Origin of the sequence: Paenibacillus sp. OK076 (genome assembly GCF_900110055.1) — a bacterium.
Classification (GTDB): Bacteria; Bacillota; Bacilli; order Paenibacillales; family Paenibacillaceae; genus Paenibacillus.
Genome location: NZ_FOCH01000013.1, coordinates 1 through 15656, shown reverse-complemented (window position 1 = coordinate 15656; position 15656 = coordinate 1). Strand labels below are relative to the sequence as shown.

Annotated in this window: 17 protein-coding genes; 16 read left to right on the top strand and 1 reads right to left on the bottom strand. The window is 44.5% G+C overall.

Features of this window, described 5'->3' with window-relative positions:
- Positions 1-2: 2 nt before the first annotated feature.
- The 13 genes from BMY78_RS32125 (at position 3) to BMY78_RS33040 (ending at position 12926) form a co-directional block, all read left to right on the top strand.
- Entirely contained in the window at positions 3-2327 is a 2325-nt protein-coding gene (locus BMY78_RS32125; protein ID WP_090905459.1) for a TraM recognition domain-containing protein, read from the top strand.
- Positions 2328-2345: 18 nt separating this feature from the next.
- Positions 2346-3419: a conjugal transfer protein gene (locus BMY78_RS32120; protein ID WP_090905457.1), complete on the top strand. Its 1074-nt coding sequence runs from the start codon at positions 2346-2348 to the stop codon at positions 3417-3419.
- Positions 3420-3430: 11 nt separating this feature from the next.
- A complete protein-coding gene (locus tag BMY78_RS32115) occupies positions 3431-3652 on the top strand; it encodes a hypothetical protein (protein WP_090905455.1) in 222 nt (73 codons plus the stop codon).
- Between the two features lie 13 nt (positions 3653-3665).
- Positions 3666-4130, top strand: a complete 465-nt coding sequence (locus BMY78_RS32110; protein WP_090905453.1) for a TcpE family conjugal transfer membrane protein — start codon at positions 3666-3668, stop codon at positions 4128-4130.
- Between the two features lie 16 nt (positions 4131-4146).
- Complete coding sequence (locus BMY78_RS32105; protein WP_090905451.1) at positions 4147-6738, top strand: ATP-binding protein; 2592 nt, start codon at positions 4147-4149, stop codon at positions 6736-6738.
- A gap of 2 nt (positions 6739-6740) precedes the next feature.
- Positions 6741-7220 carry a hypothetical protein gene (locus BMY78_RS32100; RefSeq protein WP_090905450.1) on the top strand — a complete coding sequence of 160 codons (480 nt, stop codon included), beginning with the start codon at positions 6741-6743 and terminating at the stop codon, positions 7218-7220.
- A 6-nt stretch (positions 7221-7226) separates the two neighbouring features.
- A complete protein-coding gene (locus BMY78_RS32095) occupies positions 7227-9668 on the top strand; it encodes a CD3337/EF1877 family mobilome membrane protein (RefSeq protein WP_090905449.1) in 2442 nt (813 codons plus the stop codon).
- Complete coding sequence (locus BMY78_RS32090; protein WP_090905447.1) at positions 9665-10249, top strand: hypothetical protein; 585 nt, start codon at positions 9665-9667, stop codon at positions 10247-10249. Before BMY78_RS32095 ends, BMY78_RS32090 begins: the two co-directional genes overlap by 4 nt.
- On the top strand, positions 10246-11316 hold the full coding sequence (locus BMY78_RS32085) for a peptidoglycan DD-metalloendopeptidase family protein (RefSeq protein ID WP_090905445.1): 1071 nt from the start codon (positions 10246-10248) through the stop codon (positions 11314-11316). The genes BMY78_RS32090 and BMY78_RS32085 overlap by 4 nt, the downstream gene beginning before the upstream one ends.
- Positions 11317-11320: 4 nt before the next feature.
- Positions 11321-11881, top strand: coding sequence for a hypothetical protein (locus tag BMY78_RS32080; RefSeq protein WP_090905443.1), 561 nt, complete (start codon positions 11321-11323; stop codon positions 11879-11881).
- Between the two features lie 13 nt (positions 11882-11894).
- The gene (locus BMY78_RS32075) at positions 11895-12266 is read left to right on the top strand and encodes a hypothetical protein (protein WP_090905441.1); all 372 of its coding nucleotides are present in this window, start codon (positions 11895-11897) and stop codon (positions 12264-12266) included.
- 197 nt (positions 12267-12463) lie between these two features.
- Entirely contained in the window at positions 12464-12769 is a 306-nt protein-coding gene (locus tag BMY78_RS32070; protein ID WP_177185945.1) for a DUF2089 family protein, read from the top strand.
- Between the two features lies 1 nt (position 12770).
- Positions 12771-12926 carry a hypothetical protein gene (locus BMY78_RS33040; protein WP_177185944.1) on the top strand — a complete coding sequence of 52 codons (156 nt, stop codon included), beginning with the start codon at positions 12771-12773 and terminating at the stop codon, positions 12924-12926.
- A gap of 69 nt (positions 12927-12995) precedes the next feature.
- Here BMY78_RS33040 and BMY78_RS32065 read toward each other — a convergent pair whose 3' ends face one another.
- The gene (locus tag BMY78_RS32065; protein ID WP_143067104.1) at positions 12996-13514 is read right to left on the bottom strand and encodes a DUF5626 family protein; all 519 of its coding nucleotides are present in this window, start codon (positions 13512-13514) and stop codon (positions 12996-12998) included.
- Between the two features lie 371 nt (positions 13515-13885).
- Here BMY78_RS32065 and BMY78_RS32060 point away from each other — a divergent pair, with 371 nt between their 5' ends.
- From BMY78_RS32060 to BMY78_RS33035, 3 genes are all read left to right on the top strand, one after another.
- Complete coding sequence (locus tag BMY78_RS32060; RefSeq protein WP_090905437.1) at positions 13886-14524, top strand: recombinase family protein; 639 nt, start codon at positions 13886-13888, stop codon at positions 14522-14524.
- Positions 14505-14798 (top strand): hypothetical protein, encoded by a 294-nt coding sequence (locus BMY78_RS32055; RefSeq protein WP_143067103.1) that lies wholly within the window; start codon positions 14505-14507, stop codon positions 14796-14798. The genes BMY78_RS32060 and BMY78_RS32055 overlap by 20 nt, the downstream gene beginning before the upstream one ends.
- Positions 14799-15258: 460 nt before the next feature.
- Entirely contained in the window at positions 15259-15411 is a 153-nt protein-coding gene (locus tag BMY78_RS33035; RefSeq protein ID WP_177185943.1) for a hypothetical protein, read from the top strand.
- Positions 15412-15656: the final 245 nt, after the last annotated feature.

Below are 15656 nucleotides of genomic sequence, written 5' to 3'. Positions count from 1 at the left end.
ATGTGCAGCGAAGTGCTGACGATGATCAACTACTACAAGGCGGTAGAGGAACTGAGGAAGAAGCCAAGACGGTAGGACAGATAGCAATTGCTATGATCGGACTTGTGGCTGCGTGTTTTACTTTATTCGCTCTTATAGCGGCGGCTTTGCTTTATGTGGGAGTAGTGTTTGGGATCAAGAGAAAGTGGATTTTGTACACACTCCTACCAGTAGCTGTATTCGGATTACTAATCATACACGGGACTCACGAATGGATGGCCCTATTGGGTTTCATGTCCTGGATGCAGATTCCCTATATTACACCACTTGCAGAAGAATACTTGAATCGCAGCCAACCATTTCCGATCAACGCTTACAGCTATGTAGGGACGTTATCCTTGGGGATTCTCATGGCGAATGTGGTACACCCTTTCATCGAGTATTATCGAAGTAAAATCGTCAAGTCGAAACATGATGGACTCCGGAAGCAAAAAAAGGAACGCGACTACAAACAATTCCGACTAAACAGGGAAAAATACTTGAACAAAAAACAGCTTCAATTCCGAAAATCTAAATCGACTGAAAACTTTATTGGATATGACGAGTTCCAGCAAAGAGTGAGTTTGGAGCCACATGAGGCAAATCAGCATATTTTCGCTGTTGCTACTACTGGTGGTGGTAAGACCGTCCTGATCGGTACGAATGTAGAAAACGCATTACGTCAAAACAAGCCCATCATTTTTATGGATGGCAAGGGTGAGCTGAAATCCATGCTTCAGTTTAAAGAGATGTGCGAGAAACACGGGCGTACCGTCCATATGTTCACAGACATTGACGAATTATCATTTAACTTTCTGCGGCATGGAACTCCAACGCAGTTACGGGATAAGGTCATGAACCTGTTTGAATGGTCTGAACCCTTTTACAAAACGAACTGTTCCAGGTTTCTGCAGCTTGTCTTTCGGATGCTTCGAGACTTTAACCAGCCGATTGAACTTGAAACGGTGTACGAGTTTACAGCAAAGTCTAAGGTTGCACGGTTTCTGGCCGACCAGACAGAACATGCAAAAGTAAAGATTGAGGTTCCAAAACGAAAATTTGTGTTGGATCAGGAACCAGAGGAACCGCGGGAGCTGATTGAGGAAGAACTCACGGAACCGGTGGGTGAAAAAACTACAAAAGAAGCAGAGCTGCCGGAAGAACCGGAGCCAAATCCGGAATCTGAACCTGCTGAACTCACCAATGAAGACTTAGCGAAACTGTTGGGCGATATTCCTTCAGCAGAGCCGAAAGATTCTGCCGCAGCTCTTTTCGGTCTTCAAGATGAAACAGAACCGTTTGACGCGAGCATGGCCGTTGAAGCAGAGCCAAACCAACTACCCGAGGAATCCGAGCCACTGGAAGACGTTCAGAACATTCCAGATGAACCACCTACTAGCACTGATCCGGAAGAGAACGCAGAGCCGCTGAGAGCAAGTACACTGTTTGAAGGGCTTGAAGAGGATGCGGAGGAACCCGATGAACCAGAGGTTCAGTATCAGGTTGAATGGGACGAGGAAATGAGAGCCAAAATCCAATATTACCGGGAACGGTTCTTCGGTTTAGAGGAAGAGGAAGATGAACCTTCAGGAATCAGTTTTGGCGCATTGACCAGTTTGCGGAATCAGTTGGCCGAACTCATTGAATCGGATCTTGGGCATTTGTTTGTTGAAAGAGAAGATGGTATCGACTTAAAAGCAATAACAGATAACAACGAAGTTGCGATATTCTCTATATCGGGCAACAAGTATAAGGATTATATCAAGACCCTTGGCCGTGTCGTGATCATGGAAGTGAATACCCTGGTAGACTACCGTCAGAAAGAGGGCAAGAAGTCTATTATGTCGGTCTATGACGAGTTTTCGGCCTATGTAAGCCACGAAGTGGTAGATGTTATCAATAAGAGTCGGTCTGCTGGTTTTGAGTGTCTGCTGTCCGTACAGGGGCTATCAGACATTGATGCGGTTGATCCTGTGCTTACCCGACAGATCATCAACAATTGTAATACGTACATGATCGGACGGGTTAACGACCCGGCAGATGCAGAAGTCCTTGCGGCAGCATGTGGAACGTATGAAGACGCAGACATTACCAGTCAGGTTGAAAAGAACGCTTGGAAGAAGCGGTTTGAATCTGAAATGGGAACTGTCCGAATGGTACAGCGTTACCGAGCGCATCCAGACGATATTCGCGGATTGGGTACAGGAGAAGTCTTCTTGTGCCGGAAGACCATTGATCAGGACGGTGCGCCATATGTAGCCCGTGTTTACGTTCGTAATGCGCTTGATCTCACCGGCATCGGTGCTTAAATACAGGGGGGTGTAACTATGGCGAAGAGTTTAGCCAAGCGAAAAGCTGCGGCTGATGCGCCACAGCAAGAAAAAGTGTCCATTAAGGAGAAGGGGAAACGATTCTTCCGAAACTTACAGAAGCCCAAAGTGGAAGAACGTAAAGCTTATCGGCCGCGTGGTTATCGTGCAAGGAAATTTGGAACATTCGTTTTTTGGCTTATGTTTAGTTTCGTGTTCCTGGTGTTTCTCCTGAATGCGTTGAATCCTTCCAAGGAATCGGATGTTAATGCTCAGGCCATGGAACAGGCCCCGACATTAAATCCGGCCACCACCACAACGGCTGTGCAGTATGCCGAGAATTTTGCCAGGGAGTATTTCACCTGGGAGCCGGGAAGTGAGGCACTGGCGAAGCGTCAGGAGCGTTTGGCTCCATATCTGGCTAAGGGGCTTGATCCGCACGCTGGACTTCAGCCAACGTCACTGAAAACGACTTCTGTTCTGCTGAAGACGGAAGTTGCCAACATTGAAGAAAAAGGCGAGAACCAAGCTTATGTCACGTTGAAGGTCTATCAAAAAATTGGTGTTCCGAAGGAAGTTGTGACGACAGACGAGACGACCAAAAAAAAGACGACTACAACTAAGTATGAACCGAAGGAAGTCAGTAAATTTTTTGTCGTACCCGTTGCCTATGCTCAGAATTATGGAATCTATGATTTACCGAAGTACACCTATATTAACCCACAGACTACCGTGGTTGTTTCAGATCAGACAACCGGACTCCAGGATGTGGCTGAATCTGAGGTGAAGCAAAATATCCGGAACTTCTTGGATACTTTCTTTGGCTCATATGCCCAAGATCCTGCCGACAAGTTGGCTTATCTGCTTGAAGACAAGGATCATCCGAGTGGACTTAATAAGCGTATGGATTTTGTGAATGTTAAAAACTCTCAAATCTATCAGGGTGAGTCTCCGGAAACCTACGTTGTTCTTGCTAATGTAGTCCTAGAAGATCCTGTTTCAGCGGATCGCTTCGTAACCAATTACAGATTGGATATTACACAAAAAGATGGGCGTTACGTTGTAAGTAAAATAGACCAACAACAACAATAGGAGGAATCTACATGCTTAGTTTTTCTGGACTACTGGATTGGGCTTCAGAAGAGGGAGGAAACTTGATCCTGGTTGCTGCTATTTTCTTCGCCATTCTCCTTGCCTTCAAACGTCAGTTTATTGGTGCTATTGGAACATTCTTGGTGCTGCTGGTGGCATACTTGATTGTTAGCAAACCTGAAATGTTAGGGAAGGTTTCTGAATGGGCAGCAAAATTGGTCGGCTTAAATTAAGGGGGCAGCCTTTATGCAACAACGCAAGGATATGTTTGTGCTCAACGATTTCTTGAAGTTTGAACGCAAGCTGTATCAGTTTGCTGGCTTTAAAGTAGGACGGCCATTAAAGCTGAAATCTATAGGCTACTTTTTCGCTATTACTGCCATTATCGTGGTTTGGTATTACATTCCTGTACTTAATATTCCATTGAAAATAATTCCAAACTCTATTCTCATTGCCGCTCCGTTCATGTGCACGTATCTACTCGTGGATGTAGGGACAGAGAACCGACCACCTGTTAAGTTTCTAAAGAGTATGTTTTTGTACCACATCCGGAAATCCAAACGTGTCACGTATTTTAAGGGGATGGAGCTGGACCGGCCAAAGTCTTACGGCTTTGGCGGTCAGCTTTCGGCCCGAGAATATCGACAGCAGAAGAAAAAGAAAAAGCGTACCCATTACCAATTTGAAGGGTACATGACCATGCGAGATTAGGAAGGAAGGTGAGCTGATGAAGGTATTTACCGAATTTCCAACCAAACATATTGAGGGGAATTTAGCCTTTGGTCGGGATGGGAGCGTATGGGCTTATTTTCAAGTCGAAGGTTATGGGTATGACTTCCGGGACTTTATCCAGAAGATTCACCCTTACAATAATCAGCTATCTTATTATGTCGAGAATATGAGTGATCTTCATTTTTTGATGATTCCGTCTCTTACGGACGTTAACGGCATTATCGATGAAACGATCGAGGATATTAAGCGGAAGGATTATCCCCTGAAGGAGAACGGGATTGACTACTTTAACCGGTTGAAACAGACGCTGAGTAATCAGCGTTCCTCCCGAGAAACGAATGAATATCATACCTACATTGGAGTACAGCTCGACCCGAAAAAAAATGAGTTTAGGAAAGTTGGAAATACCGGTCTTGCGTTGGTTGCTGGGATGACCGACTTTATCAATGGTTTCAAATCTCCTGTGTACCGCGCAATGGGGTTGGAACCGAACGATATTCTGAAAGTCGATATTGAGCAGTATAAGCACCAGGCTGAAGGGCTGCGAGAAACGCTGAGTCAGTCCATGTCTTCCCTGGTCCGGATGCTCAGTAAGGAAGAAACGCTGTTTCTGATCGAGCAGAATTTTAGCGTTACGCCGAATGATACCAAGCTGCGGAAAGGTTATGAAACCAGCGTAGACGTATCCGGAATTGATGGAGAGAAGGTACATGAAGCACGCCGTGGCCGGGCGCAGTCCTTTTACGAGCTGCAAAATGCAGAAATTGAAGAATACGACCAGACGACACTCAAACTCTATAAGCTGGTGAATGAGGAAATTAAGGAGAGTTACGTCCAGTATCTAGTTGCCGATAAAATGACAGCCCATAGTTTGCATCCTGGATCGGAATGGATGTTCCACATTCAAAATCGGCTTCGGTTTCCTGTCGCGGTATCTGTTAAGGCGGGATTGCTGCGGAACGAACAAATCATTAAAAACCTCAGTAACGTGCGCCTATCTTATGAGGATCAGCGGCAGGAAGCCAAAAAGGGCGATAGTGACGTGGATCTCAGCACCGAAAAAGCTGAGAGCGGAGCTATTCAGATGGAAAGCCGGTTCACGGATACGGGTTACCCAGCGTATGGGTGCAGTTTTGTATTCCGTGTCTCAGCCAAAGACAAGGATCAGCTACGTGTCAGGGTTGACGAGCTGAAGCGCGAAATGCAGTCCTTTGGCATTCACTTACTCAGTCCATACGGAGAAATGATTGCATACTTCATGGAATTTATTCCGACCTGTCCGCGGATCAACAGCGATTATATCCAATATGTGGAGCCTACGAAGCTGGCCGGAATGATGTTTGGAGCGACAACCAATATCGGTGACAACCGCGGGTTTTACATTGGTCAGACACTCAAACTGAACCGTCCGGTATTTATCCAGCCGGACTTGGCCGCTAAAGCTTATGAGGGTGTCAATAACGTTGTTGATTCCCTGGCTATGATGATCGCGGGTATGACCGGGAAAGGTAAATCATTTTGGGCCAATCTGTACACCTATCTATGTGTGCTTACCGGATCACGCGCACTCATTATCGATCCGAAGGGTGACCGCAAAAAATGGGCGGCAGGCTTACCTTTCATACCGCCCGAACATATATCGGTATGGACATTGGGAGCAGACGAACGGGACGCAGGTTGCTTAGATCCGTTCCGGACCAGTGTGTCTATCTCTGAAGCGAAGGATATTGCCATGGATATTTTATCGTTTCTTTGTGACCTCAATTTGGGAGATCCCGGATTTGCACGACTCAGTGAAGCAGTAGAACAGGAGGGCGACCAACACGACCCCTGCTTGGGTGGAGTGCTATATTTCTTCAAGCGGCAATTAGAAATTGCGAATCTGAATGATAAGCATCGGGAAGCCATTGAGGGAATTGTAGAGACGCTGGAGACATTAAAGCGCACTCAGATTGCCCGACTACTATTCGGAGAAAAGGGCCAGGATTATCGTGTATTGGAGGTCACCAAACCTCTTCAAGTGCTTATGGTTCAAAACCTGAAGCTGCCTAAAGGGAACAAGGCTCCCCGTCCAATTGAAAAAATATCTGAAGCTATTCTCATTTCGATAACATCCTTTACCAAACAATACATGCTGGAACAGGATCGGTCGATTCATAAGGTTATCATGCAGGATGAGTCCAAGACGATTGAAAATTCTGCTGAAGGTAAGAATCAGATGGATTTCATTGTCCGTATGGGCCGCCACTATAATACGACTTTGGTCAAAGGAACACAGAACGCTACAGACTATGACGAGGATGTAAGTAACATGGGGATGAAGTTCTGCTTCGCCCTGAAGAAACTCGAAGAAGCAGAAGAAATGCTCAAATATTTTGGGTTACCGGTTACGCCAGCCAATATCGAATATCTGAATAGCCTGGATCGGGGTACAGCGCTATTCCAAGATATTTATGGCCGGACAGCAGCCGTTCGGATACATCCCGTGTACAAAGAGATTGAAGAAGCCTTCGATAGCTCAACTGCCACCCAGGAAGACCGGGAGTACGAGCGGGAACGCCAAGAAAAAATTCGGATGGGGGTATGACTATGCGGACGGGCCGAATTATCTGTTTTGTGAGTCTTATGTTTCTGCTGGTTCTTGTCGGCTGTTCAAAGCAAGGGGAAAAGGAAACATCCGCTGATGTGAAGTCAGCGGATGCACAGGCTCTTGCCTACATTAAAGCTTCAGTAGAAGGTGATGATGATTTATTTAAGACCCTCCTGCAGCCGGATCAGTCTCATTATGAAATTCTAAAAGAGGGAAGACATAATTCCCCAGGAGCATTTGAACGAATAGGGAAAAAGTATTCTATTTATCGTTACAACAAAGAGCCAAATGAACATGGAGAGCTGTATTACAAAGTAAGCTATTACCGAGAAAATCATCAAAAGTATTTTTCCGATTTGCTTCGCATGAGTAAAGAAAATAATCAATGGATGATTCGGGAGATTGACGAAAATGACATGTTAAAAAATATCTCTAACCCAGATGAATTCATTACCGTCCACAAAAGCAGCGAGGGGTGATCCGGAATGAAACGCTGGCTTCGGTACGGCACGCTAATCATAATTTTTTTCATCAGTTGTACGCTACCAATAGCAAATGCAGCCGATCCGGATGTAGTGTATGGAAAAAATATTTCGTCCAATTTATTTAATACTGACCATGAAGTAACCAGCAATGGGTCTCCAGCCTATTACCAAATTGATGTCACTTCCAAAACAGGGGACGAAGACGAAGAAGAGGGAAACGTTTTTACCAAAGCATTCTCAACCGTGGGTAGCTGGATTTCGGGTGATGCTGTTAAGGATTCCATCATGGCACAGTTTTATGAAGCCATGAACTTTATGGTAAATATCCTGTTCAAAATGAATCTGTATATGACAAATGCGATGCTAACCGTTCTGGACTACGCATTTGATTTCGATGTAGTAAATACGTTGATTGAGCGTATTGAAGGAGTCATGCAGAGTATAACCGGCATATCCTCGCTTGGTTTTAGTGGTTTGGGATTGTATGGGAAATTGATTGGCATTATTGGAATTTCAGTTGGACTGCTATTCGCTTATCAGTATTTCTTTAAACATGCTCAGATTGAGGCTGTTGGTAACTTAGTTAAGACGTTTGTAATCTTGGTCGCTACACTGCTGTTCTTCAGTAATTATGCTACTGTGCTGAAGGGTGCTAATTCTCTTACGACTGAAGCTTCATCAATTATTATGGGAGCTGGTTCGGGACTCAGCCAAGATGGTACAACGGGGGCAAGGCAAAGCATGGGGAACAATATGTGGGATTTATTCGTACATCGTCCCTACTTATATATGCAGTATGGAACGGATAAGGAAAGCGAAGTAGGAGAAAGTCGGGTTGATGAATTACTTTCTTTACCTCCGGGTCAGAGTCGTCAAGATTATGTGGAGAAGAGAGAGGTAGGGGATTCTGGCAATGGAATGATGACTTATGTACAAGTTCCGGAACGTCTCGTGTTCACCGGACTCTACACTGTTGTAAATGGAATTACATCTATTCCGATATTCGCCCTGGCATTACTCATTATTGTGCTTCAATTTTGGTTTTTGACCGTGGCCGCACTTGCACCGTTTTACATGCTCATTGCAGCATTTCCAGCAGGGGGCGGTGTATTCCGCCGGTATACGGAGGAACTGGCGTTGCCCCTTATTCTGAAGCTAGGTGTATCGTTTATAGCGCTGATTGTGTTTACCATGTCGGGGATCGTCTATGAACAGGGTAACAGTGACAGCATTGGATACATTGCAGTTGCCATCATAGAGTTTGTTATCCTGGTGTTGATCTTCTTGCTCAGAAATCGCTTGATCAAAATATTATTTGCCGGAAATCAGGCTGCGCGGCAATTGGCTTTAGAAGCATCACAGATTGACCGCCGAATGAACGCGGCTCGAAATAGGGTAACACGCGGAGCTGCGCAAGCAGCAGGAACGATGGCAGGTGGACCAGCGGCGGGAGCTGCTGCCGGAGCAGTTGTAGATAGTATAGAGAGCGGCGGCAGAGATACAAGTAGCTCACCAGCATTGGAGAATGAAAGTCTGGATGCTTCAGATAACTATGTCACGGATAGTGCAGATGCCGATAATGATCTTGACGATAACGCACCACTGGAAACCGAAAGTTTGGGAGAACCGCCACCACTAGGAGCTAGTGGAAGCGGCGTGAGCGCTAAAGTGATGGCGGGGGTAATGTCCGGAGCTGCCGGAAGCGCCTTATCAGAAGTAGCGGCCACTTCCGCGGGTAGTGGGCATCCAGGCTCTATACCACCAACCGTATCTTTAAACGATACGAAGGGCGGCACTGAAGCTGGAGACTTGTCTATACCAGCCTTCCTGCGTCAACGGGGCGCTAAAGGACAAACGCCTGGAACTGCTCAGGGTACGGGGTCTGGGTCTGGAAACGTTGCGCCATTACAGGGCGGCTTAGGGGCATCAGCGAACGTGAACTATGATGAATCTACTAGATTCAATGATAATTACAGTGGGAGCAGCAATTTCCGGAATGAATCGGAGTCGTTATCTGGCGGCCGTGGATATTCTGGAAATGAAGATTCATTATTTTCATCTTTGCCGCAGGAAAATCCAGCGATAGACTCGCGGCCACCGAATAGTTCGGCTAACCGTGGGCAAGCACCGCAGACCGTGTTGCCGCGGGAAGATCCAGCGACAGACTCACGGCCACCGAATAGTTCAGCTAATCATGGACAAGCACCGCAGACCGTACCTCTTCATACGACTCCTGGAGTACAACGCCCCCGCACCAATACAGAACAGGGCCAAGGCTACAATCAACGAAGACCTCAGCCCGAGAGGTTCCGAACATCCAGAGGGGTAGAATCGCTTGGGACAGATCATGGCGATTCCACATCTATACGTTCTGGACAGCAGGAAAACCGGGTACAGAGTATTCCGTTACATCCTTCGAGCAGCGAGGGGGATGAGTCATGAAGGGGCCAGTGAAGACATGGCTTGGAGCCATTATTGCATTAGGCATGATTGCACTACTTATTGGATCGATCTTCGAGGGAAATCGAATTGAACAAGAACAGGCTGCCGCGAAGCAGCAGCCTGTCACTCCGGAGAAACGGCCCGTTCGGCAGTACACCCCGAATGAACAAGCAGCCGAAGAGAAGCAAGCCGAAGTACCAACGGAAGAAATGCAGACGGAGATCCAGGAAGTGATTCCGGAGTTTCTGAAGGTGTACGTACCATTCGATGCTGCCAGCCCAGACGATTTTTTGAAGAAATCAAAGCCTTATGTGTCTGAAAATCTTTATAAAGCGTTAGAGCAAGAGCAGCGCCGGGGAACGTTAACGAGCGTCAAAACCAAAATGATCAATGTAGAGCTGGAACCCCAGAAGGAAGGTCTGGAAGAACAATGGTGGAATGCTGATATTGAGGTAGAGCATACCGATCAGGACGGCAAAACCAATTCCAGTACATTAGCTTATATCATTAAGGTCATTTTGGTAGATGGGAAATGGAAGATTGATGATTTGGGTGTACGTTCAAGGGCGTGGAACCCATGAAGAAAATTACTATATTTGGTGGTTTGGCCTTAATCCCACTTCTTTTTGTTGGTGCGTTGGTCGGCATGATGTTTATGGTTATGATGTTCAGCAGCTCGGATTCTGAGGGGAATTACGGCGGCGGTGGATGGGGAAGTGGGATCATATCTCAGCTCGGGGAATCTGAGATTCCAGCCGAGTACATCCCGATCTATCAAGCTGCCGCGGAGAAATACGGTGTGCCCTGGAATCTACTGGCGGCAGTCCATCGAATTGAAACCCGGTTCTCTACGTTAGATCCTATGATTTCATCCGTGGGAGCTGAAGGTCATCTACAGTTTATGCCTTGTACTTTTGTAGGGTGGGGGCATAGCTCATGCAGTGGAGCAGGAAAGGGAAATTTTACTGCTGAAGAGAAAACCAGTCTGGCCGTGATTGCTCAGTATGGTGGTTATGGCGTAGATGCCAATGGTGACGGGAAAGCGGATATGTGGGATTTAGAAGACGCTGTGTTTTCCGCAGCGAATTACCTGGGGAAGAATGGTGCTGCTTCTGGCAACGTTGAAGCTGCCTTGTACCAATACAATCACAGCCAAGCATATATATCCGAAGTCATGAAATACGCTACGCTTTATGTGACGGAAGGATACGATGCAATTACGATTCCACAGCCGGGTAAAGCAGGGTTCATTCGTCCGGTCAGCGGTCAGGTTACATCCGGTTTTGGCCCGCGTACCCATCCGGTGACAGGTGAAGTAGGCAAGCCGCATGAAGGCGTAGATTTTGCCTGTTCCCTGGGGCAGCCGATACCAGCGTCTAAGGCTGGTAAGGTGATAATGGCCGGTTGGCAAGATGCGAGTAACCCAAGCAAAGGTTACGGCCAGTATGTGCGTGTGGATCATGGAGGCGGGTATGTGACCACCTATGCCCATTTATCTTCGATTAGTGCTAGGGTAGGGGATCAAGTTTCTGCAGGAACTGTGATCGGGGGGTGTGGATCAACCGGTACTAGCACCGGAAATCATCTACACTTTGAGATTATCATCAATGGCAAGAAGGTGAATCCGTTACCGTTTGTAGGAGGATAAGAACATGCTAAATGAAAAGATCATTGTACGGGTAAGGGATCATGTACCTGGATACGAGGGCAGGACTGTAGGTGTTGCCCATCAAGGTGATATTTTTATTTTCCGCAATCCAATAGGTCATTTGAGTGATGCTGAGTATCTGACCTGCTTTAAGCTGGGCAGGAGTGACTTTGTAGAGCCGTTCAAGCGCTCTACAGAGCTTCAGTGGATCGAGCAGGAAGAAAAGTACCAAGTCTACCTAAACAAGCTTTCTGAGCGATTTATGCCTATTCTGGAAGCTTATTGGCGGGAGGACGGAGTAGATAAAGAAATCTATTGGTCTATGATGGAGAAGCAGGGCATTGAGAGCCATTGCAGTGATCTGATGCTCTTTAATCGGTTCCTGTGGCGTAAGGCCCGGGAGCTTGAAGAAAAGGAACCGTCCAATGTTAGACGAATCGATCAGGTTTATGAAATGATAAAATGCGTTGGCAAGATATTTGAAGTTCGGGCCGGACACAGCTCCATAGAAACAGACTCTATATATTTCCAAACTGAGGATTCTATTTTCTGGCATGGGTGCTGATAGGAGAAATTACATGTTTAAAGCATACCGATTTTTAGAGCCTGGAGGAAGCTATTTCCCTGCTGATCCGTTAGAAACGGCCGCAGACGTATACGAGTATGTAAAAGCACATAAGGCGCAATATCTGGAGATACGAGTTACTGCGGATAATGATAATTACATTGCTGTGCAAGCTATTGATGGAGTTATCGTATTTCCGAAGCAGTGGGCGTTGATGGAGATTAAGGAGAAGTATATTGATGAACCGAATATTTTCAGTGCAGAAGCATTTAAACAGGCTTTGGAGCGTTCAGGGTTTACGGTTGAGGAAAATAGCGGTTGTACTTCTGCTATGGCGTTAAATTATCTTACAGAATTGTATGAAATTATTGAGGGAGAAGATTAGTGCCAATCATTTAGCATGGAAGTTAAAATGATAGAGAAAGAAAAAAAACTCATCAGTTCTATTTGGAACGATGAGTTTTTTTTATGCACCAAACAATATTTTTAAACATAAAAATAAAATAAAAACAAATATTGACTTTAACAAAATTGAGTGTTAGTTTAATATTATGAAAAGAGAGTCCGTGAGGTGGTTGTTTTATGGTGATGAAGAGTGTTCCAGAATGGATGCTCAATCTTGATGATGAAGATGTGACTTTTATAAAAAACTTTATTCTGCAATCAGGGTCATTGAAACAGATCGCAGCTATCTATGAAGTGTCTTATCCTACAGTCCGTCTTCGGTTAGACCGACTAATTCAAAAAATAAACATCCATGACCATGAGGATCAGGATAATTTTATTTCTCTTATTAAACGCTTAGCTTTAAATGATCAAATTGATTTTGAAACAGCCAAATTGCTTGTGAGCGAATTTAAAAAGTCCGGAAATAAAGGAGAGAAGTAATATGGTCACTTTAATGTTAATTCTTGCTGTTCCTTTGGCGGTTTGGGGATTGATATGGATAATAAAGTATTTCATTAGATATGGTGCTAAAGCGGCAAAAAAGAAAAGTTTGCAACAAGAAGAACTGAACAAAATGAAGATTGAGGATTTAAAGTAAGATAAAATTTTTTTATAAAAAAAGTATGGTATAAGGACGCTCTAAAGCGCCCTATACCATACATGCTAATTAGTTCACCCAAGTTTTGAGAGTTGTACCATTCATCTGAGCTCTTAATTCCCATCTTGTTGACAACCAAGATGATCCGAGGAGCTCCAAATCCCACCATCCTCTAGCAGTTGTGCTAGTATACTCAAGTCCAGAATTGGCAACAGTATATCCTGTGAACAAATGCCATTGATCATAGGCTCTTGTGATTTTACTGCTGCTATTAATATCAATGTAGTATTCCCCATTTAATGCTCCACTGTACCAGTAAATTTTCCAAGTACCAGTGGCATTCTCATATTCGGCCAAAGGTTGAACAGCATTAGGATCAATTACAGGCTCTACTCCATAAACAATAGTTTCTCCATCTGTGGTTGTTACAATTTGTTCCTGAGCTACTTTTTGAGTTAAATCAAAAGTAGCTTTTTCGTTTTCATTTGTACCATCTGGTGCTTCACTTGCAAAAGCAGGAACACAAAATACAGTAAACATCATGATAGCCAACAATAAAGTAGAAAACCTCTTTTTCAGAATAACCACTCTCCAGTCTTTTATTTTCTTACAAATTTTTAACGTGTGGCGCCACACTTTTGTAAGCAATGGAAGGGTATTGCAAATAAGTTGTAACTTTATATGTATGGGTCTTGATGCTATTTATTTTACATAATATCACAATAAATTCCTTATTTCAATTTAATTCTCCTTTTATTTACATCAAATAACTAGATTATATGTTTTTCGACTTTTTTTTATATTTAATAGGCTATTCGTCGTTCAATTAGGTATCCCTAAAGGTATACCTTTAAGGACACTGGATAAACAGTTCTTTTTCATTCCATAAAGGTATTGTTTTATTTTTATAAACGTTTACAATTAAATTAATACCTTTTGGGACAAGTAGGAGTTTAGTTATGAGAACAAGTACGAGAGAATACGGATACGCTAGGGTTTCCACGAAAAACCAGAATGAGGATCGGCAACTGTCGGTATTACGAGAACAGGGTATTCCAGAGGAATTTATTTTTGTAGACAAAATTAGCGGTAAGAATTTTGTCCGTCCGGAATATCAGCTCTTGAAGCGTGTGCTTCGAGAAGGAGATACTTTATTTGTTAAGTCTATCAATCGATTCGGTAGAAATAAGCAAGAAATTTTGAAGGAATGGCAATGGCTAATGGATGCGAAAATCCATGTCGTGGTGATCGACATTCCTATTCTGGATACACGTAAGTACCAGGAGATGGATGGGATCAATCAGCTCATTATGGATTTAGTGCTTCAGCTTTTAAGCTGGCTTGCAGAAGAAGAGCGAAATGATATTAAACAGGCACAGGCTGAAGGGATTGCTGAAGCCAGAAAGAAAGGGAAGCACCTGGGGCGGCCACAAATTAATTTGCAAACTCTTACTCCTGGGCAGAGGGGCATACTAGATGCAAACTATTCTCGATGGCAAAGCAATGAGCTATCTGGCGTAGATTTCATGAGAGAGCTGGAGTTAAAGAAGAACACCTTCTATAAAGTGATGAAGGAATATGAGAACAAAGCCAGATGAAAAGGGGGATTTATCCTTGTTGGTGGAAAATGAAGTCAGAACGGTTCTTAAAGAAAAGAACAACTATTTGTTAGCTAGAATTGATTCTGTCGTGAACATAGGCGATCAAAAGTATGAAGGTATTCGATTTGAGATTTGGTCGGATCGTGAAAAATTTGAACAAGGTATAACAGATGAATGTATAGATGGTCAAAATTATATTTATTGTTCAGGCTATGCGGGAAGTAGCGAAGAGGATGTAATTAGAATTTTTGAAAAGCGATCTGAAGCCTAAGCGCCCGGCATATCGCTGCTCTTATGGAAGACCGCTCCAATCATCTACAATTAATTAGAAAATAAGTAGGCGTTCCTCATTAAGGGGAGCGTCTTTTTACTTTCAGCCTGGTTTTAACCAGGCCTATTGGTTTCAACCAATGGGGGTATTAAAGGGATCGGTTTGCTAAAAGGTTATATTTCAGAATGAACAGCTTGTGATGAAAATAAATAAAAAAGGCTCGATTTTGGCTTCTTCAGCTTGGAATTGAAAACCCTGAAATCTTCTTCTGCGAATTTATACGAGAATGAGCAGCCGGAGAGTAACCAGCCTGACAGGTATACGACATGCTCTTGTGAATAATGGAAGCTTGATTGCTTATCATGTTGTATCTGAATCGTTAGGACAGGCTGTTACGCTCCACTTGATACATTTACGGCTGGCTTTCTTATTCTGATTGCAGAGGAAAGGAGGGGTTAGGATGAAGAGAACCACCAAATCAATTATTCTCAAAACATGGACAGGCATCAAGTCTGCTGGTCGGCATGTTTGGAAGTATCTGAAATCCAAAGAGGGACGTCAGATATTGATTCAAATGTTCTTTATTGCTATCAAGTATATCTTAGGTCTGTAATTCAAAAACGTTCAGGTGGGGGCATCCACTTGGGCGTTTTTTTGTGCGGCTGAAGGATATTGATCCGGAAGGAAAAGGAGCTGAAGGGCAGGAGAACGATCGGGCTGATGCTACAGGCTCTAAGGCGGCCATAGCGGCCACCTAAGAGCTTGTACGCACCGCTGCGGGGTTACTTGGCCCGATAACCAGAGCGCCTAAACCGGGGAAGAGCGCCCCGGCTAAGGCGCTCTAGGTTCCTGTGCCGC

Excerpts from the sequence above, each read along its gene's own strand:
- BMY78_RS32115 (WP_090905455.1), top strand. The coding sequence starts at position 3,431 with ATGCTTAGTTTTTCTGGACTACTGGATTGGGCTTCAGAAGAGGGAGGA.
- BMY78_RS32085 (WP_090905445.1), top strand. The coding sequence starts at position 10,246 with ATGAAGAAAATTACTATATTTGGTGGTTTGGCCTTAATCCCACTTCTT.
- BMY78_RS32090 (WP_090905447.1), top strand. The coding sequence starts at position 9,665 with ATGAAGGGGCCAGTGAAGACATGGCTTGGAGCCATTATTGCATTAGGC.
- BMY78_RS32060 (WP_090905437.1), top strand. The coding sequence starts at position 13,886 with ATGAGAACAAGTACGAGAGAATACGGATACGCTAGGGTTTCCACGAAA.
- BMY78_RS33040 (WP_177185944.1), top strand. The coding sequence starts at position 12,771 with ATGGTCACTTTAATGTTAATTCTTGCTGTTCCTTTGGCGGTTTGGGGA.
- BMY78_RS32120 (WP_090905457.1), top strand. The coding sequence starts at position 2,346 with ATGGCGAAGAGTTTAGCCAAGCGAAAAGCTGCGGCTGATGCGCCACAG.
- BMY78_RS32080 (WP_090905443.1), top strand. The coding sequence starts at position 11,321 with ATGCTAAATGAAAAGATCATTGTACGGGTAAGGGATCATGTACCTGGA.
- BMY78_RS32110 (WP_090905453.1), top strand. The coding sequence starts at position 3,666 with ATGCAACAACGCAAGGATATGTTTGTGCTCAACGATTTCTTGAAGTTT.
- BMY78_RS33035 (WP_177185943.1), top strand. The coding sequence starts at position 15,259 with ATGAAGAGAACCACCAAATCAATTATTCTCAAAACATGGACAGGCATC.
- BMY78_RS32105 (WP_090905451.1), top strand. The coding sequence starts at position 4,147 with ATGAAGGTATTTACCGAATTTCCAACCAAACATATTGAGGGGAATTTA.
- BMY78_RS32070 (WP_177185945.1), top strand. The coding sequence starts at position 12,464 with ATGGTGATGAAGAGTGTTCCAGAATGGATGCTCAATCTTGATGATGAA.
- BMY78_RS32095 (WP_090905449.1), top strand. The coding sequence starts at position 7,227 with ATGAAACGCTGGCTTCGGTACGGCACGCTAATCATAATTTTTTTCATC.
- BMY78_RS32075 (WP_090905441.1), top strand. The coding sequence starts at position 11,895 with ATGTTTAAAGCATACCGATTTTTAGAGCCTGGAGGAAGCTATTTCCCT.
- BMY78_RS32055 (WP_143067103.1), top strand. The coding sequence starts at position 14,505 with ATGAGAACAAAGCCAGATGAAAAGGGGGATTTATCCTTGTTGGTGGAA.
- BMY78_RS32100 (WP_090905450.1), top strand. The coding sequence starts at position 6,741 with ATGCGGACGGGCCGAATTATCTGTTTTGTGAGTCTTATGTTTCTGCTG.